The following is a 21,576-nucleotide window of genomic DNA, read 5'->3' as shown; positions in this document are numbered from 1 at the left end:
GTGGAGGGCGCGGACCGCCGTGATGGCCGGTCTCCGAGCGATTCGAGGAGCTTCCGTGGCGCAGAGCCAGAGTCGCGGCACCAACATGCCGCGCGTCGCCGACTTCAACGAGGCCGTGGTGCTGGGCGCGATCCGGCGCGCTCCGAACGGGCGCAGCCGCGTCGAACTCACCGAGGAGACCGGACTGTCCGCGCAGACGGTGTCGAACATCTGTCGACGCCTCCTCGACCAGCAGCTCATCCTCGAGACGGGCAAGCAGGCGGTCGCGTTCGGCAAGCCGCGGACGATGCTCGAGCTCAATCCGGCCGGCAGCTACGCGATCGGGGTGCACATCGATCCGGCCGTGATCACCTACGTGCTGCTCGATTTCACCGGTCGTGTCGTCACGGATGCGGGCCACCCGACCCCGGCCGCACAGGACCCCGACTCCGTCCTCGCGTTGATCAACGACGAGATCACGAAGCTCATCGAGCAGGCGCCGATCGATCGCGATCGCATCCTCGGCATCGGCATCGCCTCACCGGGGCCGGTCGACATCGAACGCGGTCTCGTGCTCGATCCGCCGCACCTGCCCGACTGGCACCGCGTACCGCTGAGGGATGACATCCAGGAGGCGACCGGACTCCCGGTGCTGCTGGACAAGGACGTCATCGCCGGGGCAGTCGCCGAGCAGTGGGCCGGTGGGGCGGAGGGCCCGCGCAATTTCGTCTTCCTGTACATGGGAACCGGTGTCGGCCTCGGAATCGTCATCGATGACCTCGTGGTGCGAGGGATCTCCAGCAATGCCGGGGACATCGGGTTGCTCCCGGTCTCCTCCGACGACTTCGGCGACCGCTACTCGCATCCGCTGCGCGCGTTCTGGCAGGCCGGATCCCCGCAGAGCCTCGCCGAAGAAGCGGTCGAATCAGGGGTCCTCCCGAACGACACCGACTTCTCGACGCCGGCGATCTCCGAAGCGGCGTTCCGCTCGCTGTGCGCGCTGGCCGATCAGGGGGACGCCGGTGCCGGCGAGATCCTCGACCGAGCCGCGCGCTCGACGGCATCCGCGATCCTGACCGTCACCAACATGCTCGATGTCGACACCGTGGTGATCGGCGGAGCGATGTGGGAGATGGTCGATCACCGGTTCCTCGATGTCATCCGGCCGCTCGCCGCATCCGGTGGCGTCACCCGGCAGCTGCACGGGGTCACGATCTCCGGGACCTCGCTCGGCGCGGACGTCGCGGCCGTCGGCGCCGCCTGTCTCGTGCTCGATGATCGGTTCTCGCCGCGTCCGTCGACGCTCCAGTTGAACCGATGACCGCCGACGTACCCGAAGAGCTCACCGAGTATCCGCTCTCGCTGCTGCTGACTCCTCCCCCGGCGCTCCGGGCACCAGGCGACTTCGACGCGTTCTGGCAGGACACCTTCGCCGAGTTCGGCACCGGTGCGGTCTCCTGGGAGGTCACAGAGGCGCTCGAACCGACCCCGACGCACCGAGTCGACCGGATCCTGTTCGGCTCGTCGACCGGCGAGCAGGTCGTGGCATGGCTGGCGCTGCCGCACGGCCCTGTCTCCCGGGGACGCGTCGTCGGACACGGATACGGCGGGCGCACCGAGCCCGCGCTCGACATGCTCCCCGCCGACACGGCCGCGATCTTCCCGGTGGCTCCGGGCCAGGAGGCCAACGCCCCCGGCCGGTTCCCCGCGCTCTCGGCGCGGCACGTGCTCGCCGGCATCCAGAATCGTGAGACGTACTCGCACCGCTATTCGGCTGCGGACCTCTGGCGCGCGGCGACCGTCCTGCTGGATGCCGCTCCGGATGCCGCGGTCGCCCTCGATTATCAGGGCGGCAGCTTCGGCGGCGGGATGGGCGCGCTCGCTCTCCCCTGGGACGAACGGTTCCGTCGAGCATCCCTGGATGTGCCCAGCTTCGGACATTTCCCGATCCGGCTCAGCCGCCGCTGCACCGGCAGTGGCGAGGCCGTGCGGTCGTATCTGCGGCGTCATCCGGAGGTGCGACCGGTGCTGGACTACTTCGATGCGGCGATCGCAGCATCGCGGGTCCGCATCCCGGTGCACGTCGGTGCGGCTGTCGTCGACCCGTCCGTCGACCCGCGAGGGCAATTCGCGGTCTACCACGCGCTGACGGGTCCGAAACGGCTGACCGTACGGGGTTCCGGGCACCTCGAGGGACCGATCGAAGAGCTCTCCAATCGGCTCTTCCGGCAGGGAACCGAGGACTTCTTCGCCGCCGCGCGCATCGATCAGGATTAGAGAAGTCGCGGCTCCTCCGGCATCCTGGGCTGATCCCAGAATCCAGCCCCCGACATCATGCGGTATGGTCTTGTCCATGACATCCCGTTGGTATGCGTATTTCGAGTCGGCTCTGGAGGGGCCGGCGCTGATCTAGCGCATACCGACACCTTCAGAGCCGACAAGCCAGAGCATTCGCTCTGGCTTTCGCCGTTTCGGCGGGCTCTGCAAGGGGTCCGCCCTCACCAGGACAGGACCCCTGCAGATGCACGACCCAGCCACCATCGACGCCACCGCGGATCTCCACGTCGCGGCCTTCACCACGATCCCGACGCCAGCGGAGATCTCCGCCGAACTGCCGGTCGGCGATGAACGGGCGACGCTCGTCTCGCGCACCCGCGACGAGATCCGCGCCATCATGGCCGGCGAGGACGACCGCCTGCTCGTCATCGCCGGTCCCTGCTCGATCCACGACCCGGAGGCGGGGCTGGAGTACGCGGGTCGTCTCGCCCTCGAGGCCGAGCGGCACCGCGACGACCTCCTGATCGTCATGCGGACCTACTTCGAGAAGCCCCGCACGACGGTCGGATGGAAGGGTCTGATCAACGATCCGCACCTGGACGGCAGCCATGACATCGAGGCAGGTCTGCGGATGGCTCGTGCCTTCCTGCGCGACGTCACGGCCCTCGGGATGCCGTCGGCGACCGAGTTCCTGGAGCCGATCAGCCCGCAGTACACGGCCGACCTCGTCTCATGGGGCGCGATCGGCGCGCGGACGACCGAGAGCCAGATCCACCGTCAGCTGGCGTCTGGCCTGTCGATGCCGATCGGCTTCAAGAACGGTACGGACGGCGGGCTCCAGGTCGCTCTGGATGCCGCGGCCGCGGCATCCTCTCCGCAGGCGTTCCTCGGAATCGGCTCCGACGGGCGGGCGAGCCTGGTCACAACGACGGGCAACCCGGACACGTCGGTGATCCTGCGCGGTGGGGCGGACGGGCCGAACTACGGCGCCGAGCATGTCGCGCGCGCGTCGTCCCGCTTGGCGGCTGCGGGGCTCACGTCGCGTCTGATCGTCGACGCCAGCCACGGGAACAGCGGCAAGGACCACATGCGGCAGGTCGAGGTCGCGCGGGAACTCGCCGCACAGATCTCGTTCGAATCGGCGGAGATCGCCGGCGTCATGCTCGAGAGCAACCTCGTCGCGGGCGCGCAGAAGCTGGATGTGACGAAGGGTCCGGCTGGGCTCGTCCGCGGTCAGAGCGTGACGGATGCGTGCATGGGCTGGGAGACGACCGCCGAGGTCATCGCCGGTCTGGCCGCGGCAGTGCGCGCGCGGCGGGGGTGAAGCGCCGTCGGATCAGACCTTGAGGACGTTCAGCAGCTGCCAGCCCTCGGGGACCTTCGCTCTGAGCGCGTCCATGTCCTCCGCCTCGATCTCGGTGACCTGGTCGCGGCGCGCGAACGTGCCGACGGCCTTCAGGATCGCGGCGCCTTTGATCATCTCGACCGGAGAGGAGACGAGATCGAACCCTTCAGGTCGCTGCGCAGCCAGTTGCACCTGGACATCGGCGAGGTCGGCTGCCTCGACCGCGACGGAGCGGGATTCCACAGGACGCATCAGACCGATCAGCACCCTTCGATCCTAGGAGGTGCCTGGCATCGTCCCCGACGGCGCTGGCAGACTGTGCCCATCCGAGAGGAGAGCGGCATGCCGGAATCCAGACCCGAGATCGTCTTCGCCATTCCGCAGGATGCCGAGACGCTCACGCAGCTGCAGATCGACTTCGGCGATGAGTTCGACGAACCGGAGCCGCCCTTCGAGGTGCTTCTTCCGCGGTTCCGTCGGTTCCTCGCCGATCCGGCCGGGTTCGCACTGCTCGCGCGGCAGGACGGGACCGCCGTCGGGTACGCCGTCGTCGCCCTGCGTCCCGCGATCTACAACGAGGGCGGGCACGTCGCCACGCTCGACGAGCTCTACGTGCGCCCGGCGCTCCGGTCTCAGGGCATCGGTGCGGTTCTGCTCGCCGGTGCCGTCGAGGAGTCCCGCCGGAGGGATGCCGGGGAGATGCACATCAACGTCGACTCGGGTGATGTCGACGCGCGCCGGTTCTATGAACGGCATGGCTTCCGCAACAGCCTCCCCGGCGTCGACGAGCCGGTGCTCTGGTACTTCGCGGAATGGGATTCCGACTGAGGCCGAAGGCTACGCGTCGGGTTCCTCCTGCAGAGCGCGTACCTCGATCCGGCATTGGAGTGCGTTCGAGGCCTTGGTCGCCCACTCGACGGCCTTGCCCTCGTCAGGCGCCTCGATCACCCAGAAGCCGCCGACGTACGACTCGGCTTCGACGAAAGGCTCGTCGAGCACGCGGGTATCACCCGACGAGACATCGACGGTCTTCGCCGTCGACGGCGGGTTGAGTCCGCCGGCGAATAGCAGTGCGCCGGCATCCTTCAGTGCGGTGTTGAACTCATCGACCGCGGCCATCACGGCAGCGAGTTCTGCCGGGTCGAACTCCTGCATCGACTCCATCGTCGGCTCGGTCGCCGTGTCGTGCGGCACGGTCAAGAAGTACTGCGTCATGTTTCCGTTCCCTTCATCGTGGGCCGCTTCGTGCGACCCTCTCACCATGTCGTCGAACGGGTAACGCGTGGATCGACATCCAGCGAAGAAGATCTGCGGATCATCACATCCGGCAGCGGACGATAGCCTTCACGGTGGATGGACGACCCGGAACGGGCGGTCGCCGACATCAGAGGAGTTCGGGGATGAGGAACCTCCTGCGAAGGGTCTCAGTGGCAGCCCTGCTCGCGGCAGCTGCGGCCTGCGCCGCGTGCTCGAGCGTTCCGCCTGCGCCCGCCGCCGTAGGGGACGACTTTCCGGGCTCCTGCAAACCCCCGGAGCTGACCTGGCCCACGGACTTCCTCGAGGCGCTGCCGAGCGAGGGTGGTGTGGGTGGGAACGTCGTCGGCCTGCGCCTCGAGTACATCGATGACGAGTGGGTGTGGCGGATCAGAGCCGCCACCGATCGATACGACCTGTTCGGCGAACGGGTCGACGATCCGAGTGCCGGCCAGGAATCGCTCCTCGATGTGCAGACTCTGGAGGTCATCACGAAGCACGACGTCGAGCTCACCGAGGCGGAGCAGGGCGCGAAGATCAACGCCCTGGACGCGGCGATGCAGTCCGGTGAGATCTGGCCGAGTCCGCTGATCATCGAGATGGCGCGCGTCACCGAGGACGGATCGTCGGTTTGGCAGGTCACGACCTGCGACACCGCGACGAACGAACAGTCCGTGATGATCGTGCCGTGACCGAGGAGCTCCACGTTGTCTGAAGCTGGATACTGCATCTTCATGAACGGCCTTCCTGGTTCGGGGAAGTCGACATACGCACGGAACTTCGTGGCGTCCAGACGAGGCTGGCTGAACCTCGACGTCGACGTGCTGCGGGGCCTGCTCGGCACCGCCACGACGGACTTCCTGCATGCGGGCGCCGAAGTGAAGCCCCTGGCGGTGGCGGTGCTCCGAGAGCATCTCTCCGCGGGCGGCAACGTGATCTTTCCCCAGCTCTTCTACGCGCCCGATGAGGCCGCCGAGTTCGAAGCCGTCGTCGAGGCGAGTGGGGGACGAGTGCGACGGACGATGCTTCGCGAAGACGTCGGCGAATGCTGGCGCCGGGTTGAGGAGCGCGCCCATCGGACCCCGCACGGTTCCATCGATCGGAACATCCTCGATCTGCTGGCGGAGTCGGGTGGGCTGAGCGAACTGCAGCGCATCGATGAGCAGCTCGCCGCCTGGTCCGACCTTCCGGACCCGCCGCGCATCATCCACACGTCGACCCCCTTCAGCGAGGTCGCCGGGTTGGCGCGGTGACGGCGTATCATCCGGGTATGAGCGCACCCGCAGCTGTCCGAACACGACGCGGTTCCCACATCAGCACGTTCGGAATTCTCATCGGGGGCGTCCTCGTCATCCCGTTCGTACTCAGCGCTCTGTTCAACAGCTATGGCGCATTGACGTACGAGAGCGCGATCCGCATGGGGTTCGCCACCGCCGCAGGTCAGACCATCGCGATCCTCAGCGCCATCGGCGTGATTGCTCTGGCCGTTGCACGGCGCAAGACGGTCGACCGTGCTGCCTTTCTGATTCAGGTGGTCGTGCTGACCTTCATCGCACTCGCGATCACCGTGAACGCATTCGGGGTGATGAGTTCGGCTGGCGAACTGCTGCTCACCCGGCTGGATCTCGTGGCCGAGACAGCCAAACTCAACGGGTGAGAGAGCCTTACTCTCCCGGCGCGGGCACGTCCCGCAGAACCCGGTAGCGCAGGTGCACCTCGCCGGCGAACGCGGAGGTCGCAAGTCGCTCGAGGCGGAGCTGACGCTCCAACCCGGCGAAGAGCGGGATCCCTTCGCCCAGCACGACCGGTACGACGTGAAGCCGGAGTTCGTCCACGAGGCCGAGGGCGAGACACTGCCTCGCGACACGTCCACCCAGGAGGCTCACCCACTTCTCACCGGCGTCGTGCTGGGCTCGCCGCACTGCCTCCTCGATGTCGTCCACGACGAAAGAGAATCTGGTGCCGTCGTGTTCGACGACCTCGTGCTCGCGGTGAGTCATCAAGTACACCGGCACCTTCAGGAACCCGCCGTACGGGATCTCCCCGTCCTCGATCGTCTGGGTCTTGTTCGCTCCCCCGACGATGGCTCCGATGTCGGAGCAGATCCTCTCCACGATCTGCTCGTCCTCCGGGGCGACGGGAAATCCGCTCATCCAGTCCATTCCACCGTCGGGATCCGCCATGAACCCGTCGACGGAGACCGTCGCGTGGATCATCACCTTTGACATGTTCTGCCCCTTCGTTGAGGTGAGTCGGATGACTCGCCATAACGGAAACCTATCGTTCGGGTTGAGGTGAGTCAAGCGGCTCACCTCAATGCGATAATGAAGCATGACCCGGAAACTCTCCGCCTATCACCAGCAGATCGCCGCGGACAATCGTGCGGCGATTCTCGCTGCGGCCGCGGGCCCGTTCCTCGAGAACGGGTACGACCGCACATCGCTCGCGGAGATCGCCAGGCAGGCCGGCGTGTCGAAGGCCACACTGTTCAAGCAGTTCCCCACCAAGGCCGAACTGTTCGAAGCGACCGTGCTCGCGGCAGGGAGCACACCGGGCACCGAGCAGGCTGCACCGGATCCTGCCGACTTCCTCGGCGGACTCGTGCTCCTCGGGAAGGCCTACGTCGGCTTGCTCGATCGCCGCGAGATGACGGATCTCATGCGGATCGTGATCTCGGAATCCCCACGCTTCCCCGAACTTCGCGAGCGGACCTTCGACTTCGGCACGCTCCCCGTGCTCGCAGCCCTCGGCGACTTCCTCGTCGCGGCGCGCGACGCGGGCACCGCGGACGTCGATGACCCGGATGTCATCTCTGCGCAGTTCCTCGGGATGATCGCGACCATGGTGTTCTGGCCGAAGCTGGTCCACGGCGGATGGACGCTCACCGATGACGAGAAGGAGCAGGCTGTCGATCAGGCAGCCCGGACGATCACCGCGCGGTGCATGGTCCACGGAAGAAAAGAGAACCGGTCGGACTGACTGTCCGACCGGTTCTGATTGTGGAGCCTAGGAGATTCGAACTCCTGACATCCTGCTTGCAAAGCAGGCGCTCTACCAACTGAGCTAAGGCCCCGTAAGGGTGTTCAGTTAGAGTGTGGAGTGGGGCTACCAGGACTTGAACCTGGGACCTCTTCATTATCAGTGAAGCGCTCTAACCGCCTGAGCTATAGCCCCGTCAACCTCCAAGAGATTACCCGAGATTGACGAAAAAACCGAATCGAGACGGGTCAGTCCCCCGCGCGCACCGTGGCCGATCCGGCGGAGACCTTCGCGTCGATGGTGCTGGACGCGCTGGTGGAGGTTTCGACGCGGTTGTCGAACGACCCTGCGCTGACCTCCTGGGTCACGTTGTACACGTCATCCGGCACCGTCAGCTCCAGCGATCCAGCGCTCACCTCGAACGTGATCGCATCCGGAGTGGTGCCGGTGAACTCGGCCGTCAGACGCCCGGCCGAGATACCCAAGTCGGCCTCGCGGACGTCCGCCAGTTCGATCTCGGCACGGCCCGCGCTGATGTCGGCATCCACAGACGTCGCGGATCCCTCCAGCGTCAGCGCCCCCGCACCGACGTGCAGATCCACCTCGCCGAATTCGCCCGCCGCCTCCAGGCTGCCGGCCCCGAGGTCGAGGTCCAGATCCAGCCCTGCACTCTGCAGGCTTTGTGGCAGAGTCAGCACGACGCGCTCGTCGTCGCCCCACCAGTCCCCGAACCACCACCCGAAGGTGCGGTTCGGGCTGCGGACGAGCAACTCGTCCTCGTCGCGCTCGATCGTCCACGTTCCACTGTCCCCGTCGACACGGAGCTCGGCCTCATCGACATCGCCGAACTCGACCGTCACATCGCTGGCGCCGACCTCCATATCGAGCGACTGGATGCCGGTGGCATCCGCCGTCGTCGAGAAACTGTGCTGGTTCAGCTGGTTCCCGGCCGCGAAGGCCGCAGTGGCTCCCGACCCGAGCAGCGCCACCCCGCCGATCACGGCGAGGACGATCCCGATCGGTCGTCCAGCACCCGACGCCGGACGGGCCGGTCCAGCCGGCGGCGGAACGGATCTGCCAGCCGGCGGAGCGGATGCCGTGGGCGGAGCCGGGACCGCGTTCACCGCGGCATCCGGCGTCGCCTGCGGAGGAGTCAGCGGGATCTCGTGCCCGCCGTTGTCGTTCGTGCTCATCGTGCCGCTCCTGTCTGTCCGGCGGCGGGGCCACCGTTGTTCTCGATGTGGGCGAGTGCCGCCAGCACCCGCCGGTTGCCCGATTCGTCCTGCTCGAAGCCGAGCTTCTGGAAGATCGATGTGATGTGCTTCTCGACACTGCCCTCGGACAGGAAGAGGAGACCTGCGATCGCCTGGTTCGACTTGCCCTCGGCGATCAGCGCCAGCACCGTGCGCTCGCGCTCGGTGAGCCGCAGCATCCGGTCGTCCTTGTTGCGTCGTGTGAGCAGCTGCGCGACCACTTCCGGGTCGAGCACGGTCGCACCGTCCGCGATCCGCTCCACTGAGGCGACGAACTCCGACACGTCGGCGACCCGGTCCTTCAGCAGGTACCCGAGCGGACCGCCCTGCGCGGCGATCAGATCGCTCGCGTAGCGCTCCTCCACGTACTGCGACAGCACGAGGATCGGCAACTGGCTGCGGCGGGATCGGATCTCGAGCGCCGCGCGGATCCCCTCGTCCGTGAAGGTCGGGGGAAGGCGGACATCCAGAATGCAGAGATCGGGCGCCTGCTCGGTCACCGCATCGTGCAGCCCGTTCGTGTCGGGGAGTGCGGCGACCACCTCGTGGCCGGCGTCCTCGAGAAGCCGGACGAGGCCTTCGCGCAGCAGGACGGAGTCCTCACAGATCAGGATGCGCATGGCACGCTCACCTCCAGGCTGGTCGGACCGCCCTGTGGGCTGTCGAGTCGGAACGTGCCGCCGGCGGCGAGTACGCGGTTCGAAATGCCGTCGAGGCCGCCGCCGGGCTGTATCTGCGCGCCCCCCATGCCGTTGTCCTCGACGCGGGCCCACAGCACGCCGTTCTCTCGACGGCGCACGATGACGCGGCAGTCGCTGGCTCTGGAGTGCTTGGCCGCGTTCGTCAGCGACTCGGCGATGGCGAAGTACACAGCGGCCTCGGCATCCCGACTGCACCGGCCGTCCATGCGGACGTCCAGGTGCACGGGGATGTGCGACCGGCCGGCGAGCGCCGAGAGGGCGGCGTCGAGACCCCGGTCGTCCAGGACGGACGCGTGGATGCCGCGGGCGAGCTGGCGCAGTTCGGTGATGGCGGCCTTGGTGGAGGTGTGCGCCTCGGAGATCAGTTCCTTGGCCTTCGCCGGGTCGTCGTCGATCTTCTGCTGGGCGAGCCCGAGCGTCATGCCGACCGAGACGAGGCGCGGCTGGACGCCGTCGTGGAGGTCCCGCTCGATGCGGGTCCGCTCGACGTCTGCGGCGCGGACCGCGCCTTCGCGCTGGGCGCTGGTGGTGCGCACCTGCTCGGTGAGCTCGGCTTCACGGCTCGGCACGATCAGCGCGCGGGTGATCACCCGGTGCAGCAGGGCGAGCCCGATGATCGCCGCTGCGGAGATCACGACGCCGAGGATGCCGAACAGCGGCGCCCATTCGACCAGGATCTCGCTGCCGTACGGTCCGTCGACGGTTCCGTCGATCGCCAGGGGCGCGAACGCGATGATCGCCGACCAGATCATGCCCCAGAACAGGCGCAGGATCAGAGCACCGGCGATGCAGGCGAGGACGAAGTTCGCCAGCGCGCGCCACATCGAGCCGTCGACGGCCTGCCGGCCGAGTGCTCGAACCCACCCGCCGAAGCCGGGGCGGGTGCGCGGGCGCCAGCGAAGGGCGGGCAGATTCAGTTCGTAGAGGCTGCTGACGCGAGCCACCTCGAACCATGCGACGCCGAACATCGCGTACACGAGTCCCACGAAGAAGATCAGTCCGATGCCGAACACGAACACGAGGGCGATGCTGGCCGCGAACAGTCCGCTCAGGATGCCGAAGGTGATCGATCCGAGCACACCGAGGGCGATGAGCTGCAGGATGGTGAGGAGCAATCGCACCGGCGGCCGCGCTGCGACCGGCGCTGCGGGTTGGGCAGTCTGATTCGTCATGCCCATAACGCTACGGTTCCGGGCCCCGCCGGGATACCGAGGCAACCGGACAGCTCGCTTCGGGTTTTCCCTACTTCCGTCCTTCCGCACGACGGCGTCGAACGACGGAAGGCGGATGCCGAAGCATCCGCCTTCCGATTCCGACCGGCTCAGCGAGCCCGTGGATATCAGTTCGAGGTGAAGCCGACCAGCAGACCGCCGGTGACCTTGACCGCGAGGTTGTAGATACCCGCGACCACCGCGCCGAGCACGGTGAAGACGATGAGGTTCAGGATCGAGACGACGGCTGCGAAAGCCATGACCTGGGGAAGGCCGACGGTCTCGGACAACGAGAACGCGCCGTCGGTGAAGCTCCCGAGGATCTCATCGACCTGGGAGATGACACCCGTCGCCTGCAGCACCATGTACACCAGGAAGAACGAAACCATGGTCACGACCGCGAACGCGATCGCCCCGAGGAACGCCAGCTTCACCGCGGACCAGAAGTCGACGTAGACCAGGCGCAGACGAACCTGCTTGCCCCCGGACTTGCGCGTCGATTTCTTCGCGAGCTTGTCGGCTACTGTGCTCATGCGTCTTAGTTTTCCTCAGGAGTCTGTGTGTTCTCGGAGTCGGGCGTCTCGGGATCCACCTCGGACTCTTCATCCTCGGCGAGGCCCCGCTCTCCGTTGCGGGCGATGGCCAGGATGCGATCATCCGCAGATGTCCTCGCGAACACCACACCCATGGTGTCGCGGCCCTTCGCCGGGACCTCGGCCACGGCAGAGCGTACCACCTTGCCGCTGGACAGAACCACCAGAACCTCGTCGTCATCCGCGACCATCAGGCCGCCGGCGAGCGTGCCGCGATCATCGTTCAGCTTGGCCACCTTGATGCCATAGCCACCGCGTCCCTGCACGCGGTACTCCTCGATCGCAGTGCGCTTGGCGTATCCGCCGTCGGTCACCACGAACACGAACTGGCCGGGAGCGGCGACGGATGCCGAGAGCAGACTGTCACCCTCCCGGAACTTCATGCCCTTCACACCGGCGGTCGCGCGACCCATCGGACGCAGAGCCTCGTCGGTCGCGCTGAAGCGCACCGACATGCCGCGGCGGCTGATGAGCAGGATGTCGTCCGACTTGTCCACGAGCAGCGCACCGACGAGTTCGTCCTCCTCGTTCAGGCGGATGGCGATCACACCGCCCTGACGATTGGTGTCGTAGTCGCTCAGACGGCTCTTCTTGACGAGACCGTCGTGCGTCGCGAGGACCAGGTAGTCGGCGACCGCGTAGTCGCGGATGTCGAGGATCTGCGCGATCCCCTCGTCCGGCTGCAGCGCCAGGAGGTTCGCGACATGCGTGCCCTTCGCGTCGCGGCCGGCCTCGGGGACCTCGTACGTCTTGGTCCGGTAGACGCGCCCCTTGTCCGTGAAGAACAGCAGCCAGTGGTGCGTGGTCGTCACGAAGAAGTGCTCGACGATGTCATCGGCGCGCAGCTGCGCGCCCTTGATGCCCTTGCCGCCACGGTGCTGCGAGCGGTAGTTGTCGCTGCGCGTCCGCTTGATGTATCCGTCGCGGGTGACCGTGACGACCATCTCCTCTTCGGCGATGAGGTCTTCCATCGAGACGTCGCCGTCGAACCCGTGCAGGATGTGCGTGCGGCGCTCGTCGCCGAAGCGCTCGACGATGCCGGTCAGCTCTTCGCGGATGATGGCGCGCTGACGCATCGGATCGGCCAGGATCGCGTTGTAGTCCGCGATCTTCGCTTCGAGCTCGGTGGCCTCGTCGATGATCTTCTGCCGCTCGAGCGCCGCCAGTCGGCGCAGCTGCATCTGCAGGATCGCGTCTGCCTGGATCTCGTCGATGTCGAGGAGCTTCTGAAGTCCCTCGTTCGCCTCCTGCGTCGTCTGCGAGCGGCGGATCAGCGCGATGACCTCGTCCAGCGCGTCGAGCGCCTTGAGATATCCGCGCAGGATATGCATCCGCTCCTCGGCCTTGCGCAGCCGGAAGGTCGTGCGGCGGACGATGACCTCGATCTGATGATCGATCCAGTGCGTCACGAAGCCGTCGAGCGCGAGCGTGCGCGGAACGCCGTCGACGATCGCGAGCATGTTCGCGCCGAAGTTCTCCTGCAGCGATGTGTGCTTGTACAGGTTGTTCAGCACGACCTTCGCCACGGCATCCCGCTTGAGGACGACGACGAGGCGCTGGCCGGTGCGGTCCGAGGACTCGTCACGGATGTCGGCGATCCCCGTGATCTTGCCGTCACGGGCCAGATCGCCGATCTTGACCGCGAGATTGTCGGGGTTGACCTGGTACGGCAGCTCGGTGATGACCAGGCACGTACGATTCTGGATCTCCTCGACGTTCACGACGGCGCGCATCGTGATCGAACCGCGACCGGTGCGATAGGCCTCGTGGATGCCCTTGGTGCCAAGGATCTGCGCACCGGTCGGGAAGTCGGGGCCCGGGACGCGCTGGATCAGGCCCTCCAGCAGCTCCTCGCGGGGAAGACCGGGATTGTCGAGCGCCCAGAGCGCAGCGGCCGACACCTCTCGGAGGTTGTGCGGCGGAATGTTGGTCGCCATTCCGACCGCGATGCCGACCGAGCCGTTCACCAGCAGGTTCGGGAACCGCGCCGGCAGAACGGTCGGCTCCTGGGTCTGACCGTCATAGTTGTCGGTGAAGTCGACGGTCTCTTCCTCGATGTCGCGCACCATCTCGAGGGCGAGCTGAGCCATCTTGGTCTCGGTGTAACGAGGAGCCGCGGCGCCCATGTTGCCGGGGGACCCGAAGTTGCCCTGACCCTGCGCGAGCGGATAGCGCAGCGACCACGGCTGGACGAGGCGGACGAGGGCGTCGTAGATCGCCGAGTCGCCGTGCGGGTGGTACTGACCCATGACCTCGCCGACGACACGGGCGCACTTCGAGAACGACTTGTCCGGGCGGAACCCGCCGTCGTACATGCCGTAGATCACACGGCGGTGCACGGGCTTCAGGCCGTCGCGCACATCAGGCAGCGCACGGCCGACGATGACCGCCATCGCGTAGTCGAGATAGCTGCGCTGCATCTCGGACTGCAGGTCGACCTGGTCGATCTTGCCGTGGTCGTGTCCGGCGTTGATGTCGGGACGTTCTTCGTCAGTCATGTGTGTCTTTCAATTCCGGTCGTGTCTGCGAGGCTGGCGACGTCAGATGTCCAGGAAGCGGACGTCCTTGGCGTTGCGCTGGATGAAGCCGCGACGGGATTCGACGTCCTCCCCCATCAGCACGCTGAAGATCTCGTCCGCGGCCGCGGCGTCGTCGATCGTCACCTGGCGCAGGGTGCGCGTGGTGTGATCCATCGTGGTCTCCCACAGTTCCTTGGCGTTCATCTCGCCGAGACCCTTGTAGCGCTGGACGCCGGCATCCTTCGGGATGCGCTTGCCGTTCGCCAGCCCGTCCTTGAGCAGCGCGTCGCGCTCGGCATCCGAGTACACGTATTCGTGCGGCTGGTTCGACCACTTGAGCCGGTACAGCGGCGGCATGGCGAGGTAGACGAAGCCCGCCTCGATGAGCCCGCGCATATAGCGGAACAGCAGCGTGAGGAGCAGCGTGGTGATGTGCTGGCCGTCGACGTCGGCATCCGCCATCAGGACGATCTTGTGATAGCGGGCCTTCTCGATGTCGAAGTCCTCGCCGATGCCGGTGCCGAAGGCCTGGATCATCGCCTGGACTTCCTTGTTGCCCAGAGCCTTGTCGAGGCGCGCACGCTCGACGTTCAGGATCTTGCCTCGGAGTGCGAGGATCGCCTGCGTGTGCGGGTCGCGTCCCTGAACGGCGGAGCCGCCGGCGGAGTCTCCCTCGACGAGGAAGATCTCGCTGATCGAGGGGTCCTTGCTCGTGCAGTCCTTGAGCTTGTCGGGCATCGCAGCCGACTCGAAGACGCTCTTGCGGCGTGCGGTCTCGCGCGCCTTGCGCGCGGCAAGGCGTGCAGTGGCCGCGTCGATCGCCTTGCGGATGACGTTCTTCGCCTGGGTCGGGTTGCGGTCGAACCAGTCGCCGAGCTGATCGCCGACGACTTTCTGCACGAACGCCTTCGCCTCGGTGTTGCCGAGCTTGGTCTTGGTCTGACCCTCGAACTGCGGTTCCGACAGCTTGACCGAGATCACGGCGGTCAGACCCTCGCGGACATCATCGCCGGAGAGGTTGTCGTCCTTCTCCTTGAGAAGGTTGTTCGCACGGGCGTACTTGTTGACGAGCGTAGTCAGCGCGGCGCGGAAGCCCTCTTCGTGGGTTCCGCCCTCATGCGTGTTGATGACGTTCGCGTAGGTGAAGACGTTCTCGGTGTACGACGTCGTCCACTGCATCGCGATCTCGACCGAGATCTTGCGGACCGTGTCCTCGGCGGAGAAGTCGATGATCTCGTCGTTGACGACATCGGCGTGACGCACCTTGTTGAGGTACTCGACGTAGTCGACCAGACCGCGCTCGTAGAAGAACACGTCGGCGCGCTGCTTCGTGACCGCCTGGCCGTCCACCTCGGTCTCGTAGGTCGCCCCGTCGCGCTCGTCGCTGAGTTCGATGCGCAGTCCCTTGTTCAGGAACGCCATCTGCTGGAAGCGGGTGCGCAGGGTCTCGTACTCGAACTCGATGCCCTCGGTGAAGATCGTGGCGTCCGGCCAGAACGTGATGCTCGTTCCGGTATCCGTCGTCGCCTCGCCCTTCTCGAGCTGCTGCTGGGGGACGCCGCCGTCGGCGAAGCTGTGCCGCCAGACGAAGCCCTTCTGCTTGACCTCGACGTCGAACCGCGTGGACAGCGCGTTCACGACGGAAGAGCCGACACCGTGCAGGCCGCCCGAGACGGCGTAGGCGCCGCCGCCGAACTTCCCGCCGGCGTGCAGAATCGTCAGCACGACCTCGACGGTGGACTTGGTCGGGTCCGAGGAGTGCGGATCGACAGGGATGCCGCGGCCGTTGTCGACGACGCGGACGCCGCCGTCGGCCAGCAGCGTCACGACGATGGTGTCGGCATGGCCGGCCATCGCCTCATCGACGGAGTTGTCGACGATCTCCTGAACGAGGTGGTGCAGGCCGCGCGGACCAGTGGATCCGATGTACATACCGGGTCGCTTGCGCACCGCCTCGAGGCCTTCGAGGATCTGGATGGAGTCGGCGCCGTACTCGGCGTCGATCTTCGCGGAGTCGCCGGCCGTGCGGGCCTGCGCGTCGGGGGTGCCCCCGGTCGTCGATTCCGTCTCGTCAGCGGGGGATTCAGGCGTCATCAGAGGGCAGTCTCCACATCGATCTTGTGAAGTCCAGTCTACCTGTACTGGAAGCGGTTCATCGCGCTGAAAGGCCGTGTGTGGCCCTCAAATCGATCCGGATGCCTCTCATGGTGCCCTACCCGTAGGTATCGCGCGGGCCCCGCCCTGGGACGGCTCTCGGGCCCCATTTCCAAGAGGGAACGTCCGGGCCGATGAAACGGAGGTTCTCCACACCCGCTGCCGGATACCTCCTGCCGATCTCGGTGAGGATGGTCCCGCGCATGTACTGCAGGTTCTTCGCCCAGGCCGTCGAATCGCACTTGACAGTCAGCATTCCGTTCTCCAGAGAGACCGGATCGGAGTGCTTGGCGGTGTCGGCCCCCGCGAGGTCCGCCCATTGCCGTACGAGATCCTCGCGAGCCATGGTCGACTCCCAACCCGCCTCCCTGGTGAGGACATCGAGCACGGCGCCGAGCGACCCGGGGTCGCGACCAGGGGTGAACGGCGCGTTGTCGTCGTCATCCGCGATACGGCGCTTGCGCTTCCAGCTCTTCGAGCTCGGCTTCAGCCCGCGCAGGCGCAGGTAGGTCGCGACGGTCTCGGGGATGTCGGATGCCGTGTGCGTGATGTGTTCGGTCATGCGTCGCTCCCCTCGTCGGTGTCGTCGGTCGTGCCGGATGCCCGCACGGATGCCGCATCGGATCGTTCATCGATGATGGTGCCGGCATCGATGCGCACGACATGACGATGCAGCACGTCAGGGATATCTTCCTCGACCGCGGCCGTGACCACCACCTGCTCGTACCCGCTGGTCAATGTCGCGAGTCGCCGGCGGCGATCGGCGTCGAGCTCGGCGAACACGTCATCGAGGATCAGCACAGGATCGCCCGCCGGCGATTCGGAGCGCAGCAGCTCGGCGGACGCGAGCCGCAGTGCGAGCGCGACCGACCAGGATTCTCCGTGCGACGCATAGCCCTTCACCGGGAGGGAACGCACCCGCATGAGGAGGTCGTCGCGGTGCGGTCCGACGAGGGTGAGTCCTCGGTCGAGCTCCTGGGTGCGTTTCGCGAGCAGCGCGGCGCGGAACGTCTCGGCGATGTCGGCGCGCTCGACGGCGACGGATTCCGCTGGTTCGCCCTCTTCCGGGTCGCCACCGCGGACGGAGAGCGCCCATTCGAGTTCGGGGCGATGGTCGGCTCCTGCGATCGCACTGTAGGCCTCGGCCAGGGGCTTCTGGAGATCGGCGGCCAGGTGCTGCCGCGCCACGATGATCTCACTGCCCAGGGCGACGAGCTTGTCGTCCCAGACCTCCAGAGTCGTGAGACCTTCCCCACGGATGCCGCGGGCTCGCGCCGATTTCAGCAGAGCAGTGCGCTGCTTGAGCACTCGGTCGTAGTCGCCGAGGACGCCGGCCATGCGGGGCACGCGCTGGATGAGCAGCTGATCCGCGAATCGACGTCGTGCCGACGGGTCGCCCCGGACGATCTGCAGGTCCTCCGGAGCGAAGAGCACGACATGCGCATAGCGCGGCAGCTCGCTCGTCTTCACGGGGGAGCCGTTGATGCGCGCCTTGTTTGAACCCTGCCGGTTCACCTGCACCTCGATGAGGACGCGGCGCTCACCCACCGAGAGACGGGCGCGGATGATCGCGAACTCGTGACCGTCGCGCACCATCGGTGCGTCCGCCGAGACGCGGTGCGAACCCAGAGTCGCGAGGAAGACGATCGCCTCGGCGAGATTCGTCTTGCCCTGTCCGTTGCGACCGACGAGCACGTTCGGGCCGGGATGCAGCGTCAGATCAGCGGTCGCGTAATTGCGGAAATCGACCAGGTTCAGGTGCTCCACAATCACGGGAGTCAGCCTACCTTCGGCGACAGACACTCATACCGGGGTGAGAGCTCTGTTGCCCAGTCGTGAACGGCGGGCGCGGGGATGCCGCTTCGCTCGCAGAGCGGGGACCCTCCCGCTTCGCGGGCCCCTCCCGATGCTCGCTCCGCGGCATCGCCGCGCCCTCACAGTGTGGGACGGCGGATTCCCATTCTGGGAATGGGAGGGGAGCGGAGGGGGGGGCGGCGTCGGCTTCGCCGACGGCCGCGCCCGGTCAGCGGAGGAGGAGGTTCGGCTGCAGCAGGTACTTGTACGAATCGTTGCCCGCCTGGTCGACCGAGGTCTGGCTCGTGACCAGGATCGGGCTGAGCTTGTTCGCGTTGTCGCTCGAGGTGAACGTGACGCGCACGAATTCGCTCTTGACGGCGCCGAGCGCTTCGACGAGGTACTGCGGGTTCAGCCCGAGCGTGACCTCGTCTCCCCCGGAGAGGTGGGCGTCAACGGACTCGGATGCCCGTGCCTGCTCGCTGCCCGAAGCATCCATCGTGACGTTGTCGCTCGAGAACGTGAACCGCAGCGGGGCGGCACGGTCGAGCACGAGCGAAACGCGGCGGACGGCCTCGATCAGATCGGCGGTGTTGACGACCGCGTAGTGGTCGGTCTGCTCGGGGAACAGCCGGCGCACGGGCGGGAAATTGCCCTTGATCAGGAGAGAAGTCACGGTCTTGTTGCCCGCGGTGAAGGCGATGATCTCGCGATCCCCTTCGCCGGAGAACGCGATCTCGATGTTGCCGGCGTGCGCGAAGGTCTTGCCGACTTCCTGCAGCGTGCGTGCCGGAACGAGCGCAGTCTGGTCGGCTGACGTGCCGTCCCAGGGAACGTCGCGGAGTGAGACGCGGTAGCGGTCGGTGGCGACGAGGCTGAGGCTGAGGCCCGAGACCTCGAGCTGCACGCCCGTGAGCACCGGTGTCACATCATCACGTGAGGCGGCGAAGCCGACCTGAGCGATCGCGGTACCGAAATCCTCTGCGGGTACGACACCGGACGAACCCGACACCTCGGGGATCGAAGGATATTCCTCCACCGGCATCGCCGCCAGAGTGAACCGTGCGGAGCCGCAGGTGACGGCGATTCCGCCGTCTTCCTCGACCGCGATCTCGATGGGAGCATTCGGCAGCCTGCTCGCGATGTCCGACAGCAGACGACCGTGGACCAGGATCGTGCCCGGCGTATCGACGGTCGCCTCGATCGTGGTGCGTGCGGATGCTTCGTAGTCGAACGCCGACAGTGTCAGTCCTGCGTCACCGGCTTCGATGAGCACGCCGGCGAGGATCGGCTGAGGGTTGCGCTGGGGCAGGAGTTTGACGACGAAGGACACTGCTTCGCTGAAGACATCGCGATTGACCTGGAACCTCACGGGCGCTCCCTCGTCGTAATTACAAGACCTGCGCAGGCGGGCCCACCGCAGGGCTTCCCATCGTAGCCCCAGAGTGCGGCCGAACCATACGCACCGGTTTCCACATCTTCGAGGTGATCGGATCGCGCTTCATTCGAGTTAACTCCTTAACGGTGTTAACAGCTGTGGATACTGTGGATAACTCGGTGGATATCAGTCGAGAGTAAGAAACTACATGGCTGTGAGTTGTGGAATCACTGAGGAAACCGCGGGTTTCGGGATGATCGGGCACCTCCGGCATCCGAGGAGTTATCCACAGGATGCCGCGATTGGAATGGATTCGTCCCGTTAACAAGCGGATTCATCCACAAGTTATCCACATGTGCAAACGGGCATATCGGGGTGCGGGTCGGCGTGTCAAGTCGGCCGTTTGGGGGACAAGCGGTAGTGGGGAAGCCGGGAGGGCTCGGCTTCGCGATCCCTTTTTCATACCTTGATGCCGGGCTGCGGGATACTTCGTTCGCTCGCCGAGGGTCCCTCCCGCTTCGCGGGGCCCTCCCGACGCTCGCTCTCGAAGCATCCCTCCGCCCTCGTTGAGGCAGGGCGGAGGACACCGTCACCGGATAAGGGGAGAGGGTGAGGGAAGGAGGGGCAGCGTCGACTTCGTCGACGGCTGCGCCAGATGAACAATGATGCTGTCCACGTCGCTCCTTGAGCGAGCGGAGCGAGTCGAAACGGGTGCAGCGCTGAGCAGCGCCCAGCTGGCGTCCCGGGTCAGCGGCGGCCGAGCTGAGTGGTGATCTCTGTGACCTGGTTGTAGATGGAGCGGCGCTCCTTCATGAGCTCGCTGATCTTCTTGTACGCGTACATCACCGTGGTGTGGTCGCGGTTGCCGAAGAGTTGACCGATCTTGGGCAGGGAGAGGTTGGTGCGCTCTCGGCAGAGATACATCGCGATCTGACGCGCCGTGGCGATCTGCTGCGAGCGGCTGGATCCGTAGAGGTCGTCCACCGTGAGCTTGAAGTAGCCCGCGGTGGCCGTGATGATGTCGGTCGGCGAGATGATGTTGTCCTCGGCGGTGTCGACGATGTCGCGCAGCACCGTCTGCGCGAGCGCGATGTCGAGAGAGGACCGATTCAGACTGGCGAACGCCGAGACGCGGATCAGGGCGCCTTCGAGCTCGCGGATGTTCGATGACACGACGGTCGCGATGTACTCCAGCACCTCATCGGGGATGTGGAGCGCCTCGCTCTGCGCCTTCTTGCGCAGGATCGCGATGCGCGTCTCGAGGTCGGGCGCTTGGACGTCGGTGATCAGACCCCACTCGAAGCGGCTGCGCATCCGATCCTCGAAGCCGGTGAGGTGCTTCGGCGCGACATCGCTCGTGATCACGACCTGCTTGTTGTGATCGTGCAGCGTGTTGAAGGTGTGGAAGAAGGCTTCCTGGGTCTCCGCGCGCCCCTGCAGGAACTGGATGTCGTCGATGAGGAGGATGTCGACATCGCGATAGCGCGCCTGGAACGCCGACCCGCGGTTGTTCGCGATCGAGTTGATGAAGTCGTTCGTGAACTCCTCGCTCGAGACGTAGCGAACCTTCACGCCTGAATAGAGCGATTGCGCGTAATCGCCGATGGCGTGCAACAGGTGGGTCTTGCCCAGACCGGAGTCGCCGTAGATGAACAGCGGGTTGTATGCCTTGGCCGGCGCTTCGGCGACGGCGACCGCCGCGGCGTGCGCGAACCGGTTGGACTGGCCGATGACGAAGTTGTCGAAGGTGTACTTGGGGTTCAGGCGCGACTCGTGGCGCACCGAACTCGGCTGCTCCATCGGCGACTCGACGCGGGCAGGTTCGATGCGCGCGAAATCGGAGACGGCGATCGGTGCAGTCGGCTGATCCGCGAGCTCGTGGTTCACGACCACGCGGAACGAGGTGACCTCGCCGCCGGTCTGCGCGAGCCCTTCCATCAGCGGAACGCGAAGCCGCTTGTTGATCTGCGCAGCGGTGAGGTCGTTCGGCACGTCCAAGTAGAGGGTCGCACCCATCACTCCGGCCGGCACTGCCAACGAGAGGAAGCCCTGCAGCTGCGGCGTGACGCGATCGTCATCCGCCAGGACCTCGAGCACCTCGTTCCAGACTGGGACGTCGGGGTGGGCAGGCGAGGACAT

Annotated in this window: 21 protein-coding genes and 2 tRNA genes; 8 read left to right on the top strand and 15 right to left on the bottom strand. The window is 66.3% G+C overall.

The window, feature by feature from the left end; translation table 11 throughout:
• The first annotated feature begins 55 nt into the window (after positions 1-55).
• The 3 genes from ACI7YT_RS00115 to ACI7YT_RS00105 all read left to right on the top strand — a co-directional run bounded on the left by ACI7YT_RS00115 (position 56) and on the right by ACI7YT_RS00105 (position 3,580).
• Positions 56-1,300, top strand: coding sequence for an ROK family transcriptional regulator (locus tag ACI7YT_RS00115; RefSeq protein WP_406248048.1), 1,245 nt, complete (start codon positions 56-58; stop codon positions 1,298-1,300).
• Positions 1,297-2,256: an acetylxylan esterase gene (locus ACI7YT_RS00110; RefSeq protein WP_406248046.1), complete on the top strand. Its 960-nt coding sequence runs from the start codon at positions 1,297-1,299 to the stop codon at positions 2,254-2,256. The genes ACI7YT_RS00115 and ACI7YT_RS00110 overlap by 4 nt, the downstream gene beginning before the upstream one ends.
• Before the next feature lie 244 nt (positions 2,257-2,500).
• Positions 2,501-3,580: a 3-deoxy-7-phosphoheptulonate synthase gene (locus ACI7YT_RS00105; RefSeq protein ID WP_406248044.1), complete on the top strand. Its 1,080-nt coding sequence runs from the start codon at positions 2,501-2,503 to the stop codon at positions 3,578-3,580.
• Between the two features lie 12 nt (positions 3,581-3,592).
• Here the strand turns inward: ACI7YT_RS00105 and ACI7YT_RS00100 are convergent, their stop codons facing one another.
• On the bottom strand, positions 3,593-3,868 hold the full coding sequence (locus ACI7YT_RS00100) for a hypothetical protein (protein ID WP_406248042.1): 276 nt from the start codon (positions 3,866-3,868) through the stop codon (positions 3,593-3,595).
• Positions 3,869-3,943: 75 nt separating this feature from the next.
• Here ACI7YT_RS00100 and ACI7YT_RS00095 point away from each other — a divergent pair, with 75 nt between their 5' ends.
• Positions 3,944-4,429: a GNAT family N-acetyltransferase gene (locus ACI7YT_RS00095; protein ID WP_406248040.1), complete on the top strand. Its 486-nt coding sequence runs from the start codon at positions 3,944-3,946 to the stop codon at positions 4,427-4,429.
• Between the two features lie 9 nt (positions 4,430-4,438).
• On the opposite strand, the gene ACI7YT_RS00090 is transcribed toward ACI7YT_RS00095, so the two are convergent.
• On the bottom strand, positions 4,439-4,816 hold the full coding sequence (locus ACI7YT_RS00090; RefSeq protein WP_406248039.1) for a YciI family protein: 378 nt from the start codon (positions 4,814-4,816) through the stop codon (positions 4,439-4,441).
• 185 nt (positions 4,817-5,001) lie between these two features.
• Here ACI7YT_RS00090 and ACI7YT_RS00085 point away from each other — a divergent pair, with 185 nt between their 5' ends.
• The 3 genes from ACI7YT_RS00085 to ACI7YT_RS00075 are packed head-to-tail and all read left to right on the top strand — an operon-like array spanning position 5,002 to position 6,512.
• Complete coding sequence (locus tag ACI7YT_RS00085; protein ID WP_406248037.1) at positions 5,002-5,547, top strand: hypothetical protein; 546 nt, start codon at positions 5,002-5,004, stop codon at positions 5,545-5,547.
• A gap of 15 nt (positions 5,548-5,562) precedes the next feature.
• Positions 5,563-6,108: an AAA family ATPase gene (locus ACI7YT_RS00080; RefSeq protein WP_406248035.1), complete on the top strand. Its 546-nt coding sequence runs from the start codon at positions 5,563-5,565 to the stop codon at positions 6,106-6,108.
• Between the two features lie 17 nt (positions 6,109-6,125).
• Positions 6,126-6,512 (top strand): hypothetical protein, encoded by a 387-nt coding sequence (locus ACI7YT_RS00075; protein WP_406248033.1) that lies wholly within the window; start codon positions 6,126-6,128, stop codon positions 6,510-6,512.
• A gap of 7 nt (positions 6,513-6,519) precedes the next feature.
• On the opposite strand, the gene ACI7YT_RS00070 is transcribed toward ACI7YT_RS00075, so the two are convergent.
• Positions 6,520-7,083 (bottom strand): dihydrofolate reductase family protein, encoded by a 564-nt coding sequence (locus tag ACI7YT_RS00070; protein WP_406248031.1) that lies wholly within the window; start codon positions 7,081-7,083, stop codon positions 6,520-6,522.
• Positions 7,084-7,186: 103 nt separating this feature from the next.
• Here ACI7YT_RS00070 and ACI7YT_RS00065 point away from each other — a divergent pair, with 103 nt between their 5' ends.
• Positions 7,187-7,834 carry a TetR/AcrR family transcriptional regulator gene (locus ACI7YT_RS00065; RefSeq protein WP_406248030.1) on the top strand — a complete coding sequence of 216 codons (648 nt, stop codon included), beginning with the start codon at positions 7,187-7,189 and terminating at the stop codon, positions 7,832-7,834.
• A gap of 21 nt (positions 7,835-7,855) precedes the next feature.
• Here the strand turns inward: ACI7YT_RS00065 and ACI7YT_RS00060 are convergent.
• From ACI7YT_RS00060 to dnaA, 12 genes are all read right to left on the bottom strand, one after another.
• Positions 7,856-7,928 (bottom strand) — tRNA-Ala (locus ACI7YT_RS00060).
• A gap of 27 nt (positions 7,929-7,955) precedes the next feature.
• Positions 7,956-8,029: transfer RNA gene (locus tag ACI7YT_RS00055), tRNA-Ile, on the bottom strand.
• A 53-nt stretch (positions 8,030-8,082) separates the two neighbouring features.
• Entirely contained in the window at positions 8,083-9,027 is a 945-nt protein-coding gene (locus ACI7YT_RS00050; RefSeq protein ID WP_406248028.1) for a hypothetical protein, read from the bottom strand.
• Positions 9,024-9,707 carry a response regulator gene (locus ACI7YT_RS00045; protein ID WP_406248027.1) on the bottom strand — a complete coding sequence of 228 codons (684 nt, stop codon included), beginning with the start codon at positions 9,705-9,707 and terminating at the stop codon, positions 9,024-9,026. The genes ACI7YT_RS00050 and ACI7YT_RS00045 overlap by 4 nt, the downstream gene beginning before the upstream one ends.
• Positions 9,695-10,960: a histidine kinase gene (locus ACI7YT_RS00040; RefSeq protein WP_406248025.1), complete on the bottom strand. Its 1,266-nt coding sequence runs from the start codon at positions 10,958-10,960 to the stop codon at positions 9,695-9,697. The genes ACI7YT_RS00045 and ACI7YT_RS00040 overlap by 13 nt, the downstream gene beginning before the upstream one ends.
• 167 nt (positions 10,961-11,127) lie before the next feature.
• A complete protein-coding gene (locus tag ACI7YT_RS00035) occupies positions 11,128-11,532 on the bottom strand; it encodes a DUF3566 domain-containing protein (protein ID WP_406248024.1) in 405 nt (134 codons plus the stop codon).
• A 5-nt stretch (positions 11,533-11,537) separates the two neighbouring features.
• Positions 11,538-14,090, bottom strand: a complete 2,553-nt coding sequence (gyrA, locus tag ACI7YT_RS00030; RefSeq protein WP_406248022.1) for a DNA gyrase subunit A — start codon at positions 14,088-14,090, stop codon at positions 11,538-11,540.
• Positions 14,091-14,132: 42 nt separating this feature from the next.
• On the bottom strand, positions 14,133-16,205 hold the full coding sequence (gene gyrB / locus ACI7YT_RS00025) for a DNA topoisomerase (ATP-hydrolyzing) subunit B (protein ID WP_406248020.1): 2,073 nt from the start codon (positions 16,203-16,205) through the stop codon (positions 14,133-14,135).
• A gap of 118 nt (positions 16,206-16,323) precedes the next feature.
• A complete protein-coding gene (locus ACI7YT_RS00020; protein ID WP_406248019.1) occupies positions 16,324-16,827 on the bottom strand; it encodes a DUF721 domain-containing protein in 504 nt (167 codons plus the stop codon).
• A complete protein-coding gene (recF, locus tag ACI7YT_RS00015) occupies positions 16,824-18,038 on the bottom strand; it encodes a DNA replication/repair protein RecF (protein WP_406248017.1) in 1,215 nt (404 codons plus the stop codon). Before recF ends, ACI7YT_RS00020 begins: the two co-directional genes overlap by 4 nt.
• A gap of 250 nt (positions 18,039-18,288) precedes the next feature.
• On the bottom strand, positions 18,289-19,431 hold the full coding sequence (gene dnaN / locus ACI7YT_RS00010) for a DNA polymerase III subunit beta (protein ID WP_406248015.1): 1,143 nt from the start codon (positions 19,429-19,431) through the stop codon (positions 18,289-18,291).
• A 753-nt stretch (positions 19,432-20,184) separates the two neighbouring features.
• Positions 20,185-21,576 carry a chromosomal replication initiator protein DnaA gene (gene dnaA, locus ACI7YT_RS00005; RefSeq protein ID WP_406248013.1) on the bottom strand — a complete coding sequence of 464 codons (1,392 nt, stop codon included), beginning with the start codon at positions 21,574-21,576 and terminating at the stop codon, positions 20,185-20,187.

The organism is Microbacterium sp. M, from assembly GCF_045181065.1.
Classification (GTDB): Bacteria; Actinomycetota; Actinomycetes; order Actinomycetales; family Microbacteriaceae; genus Microbacterium.
This window is presented reverse-complemented; position numbering and strand designations above follow the sequence as displayed.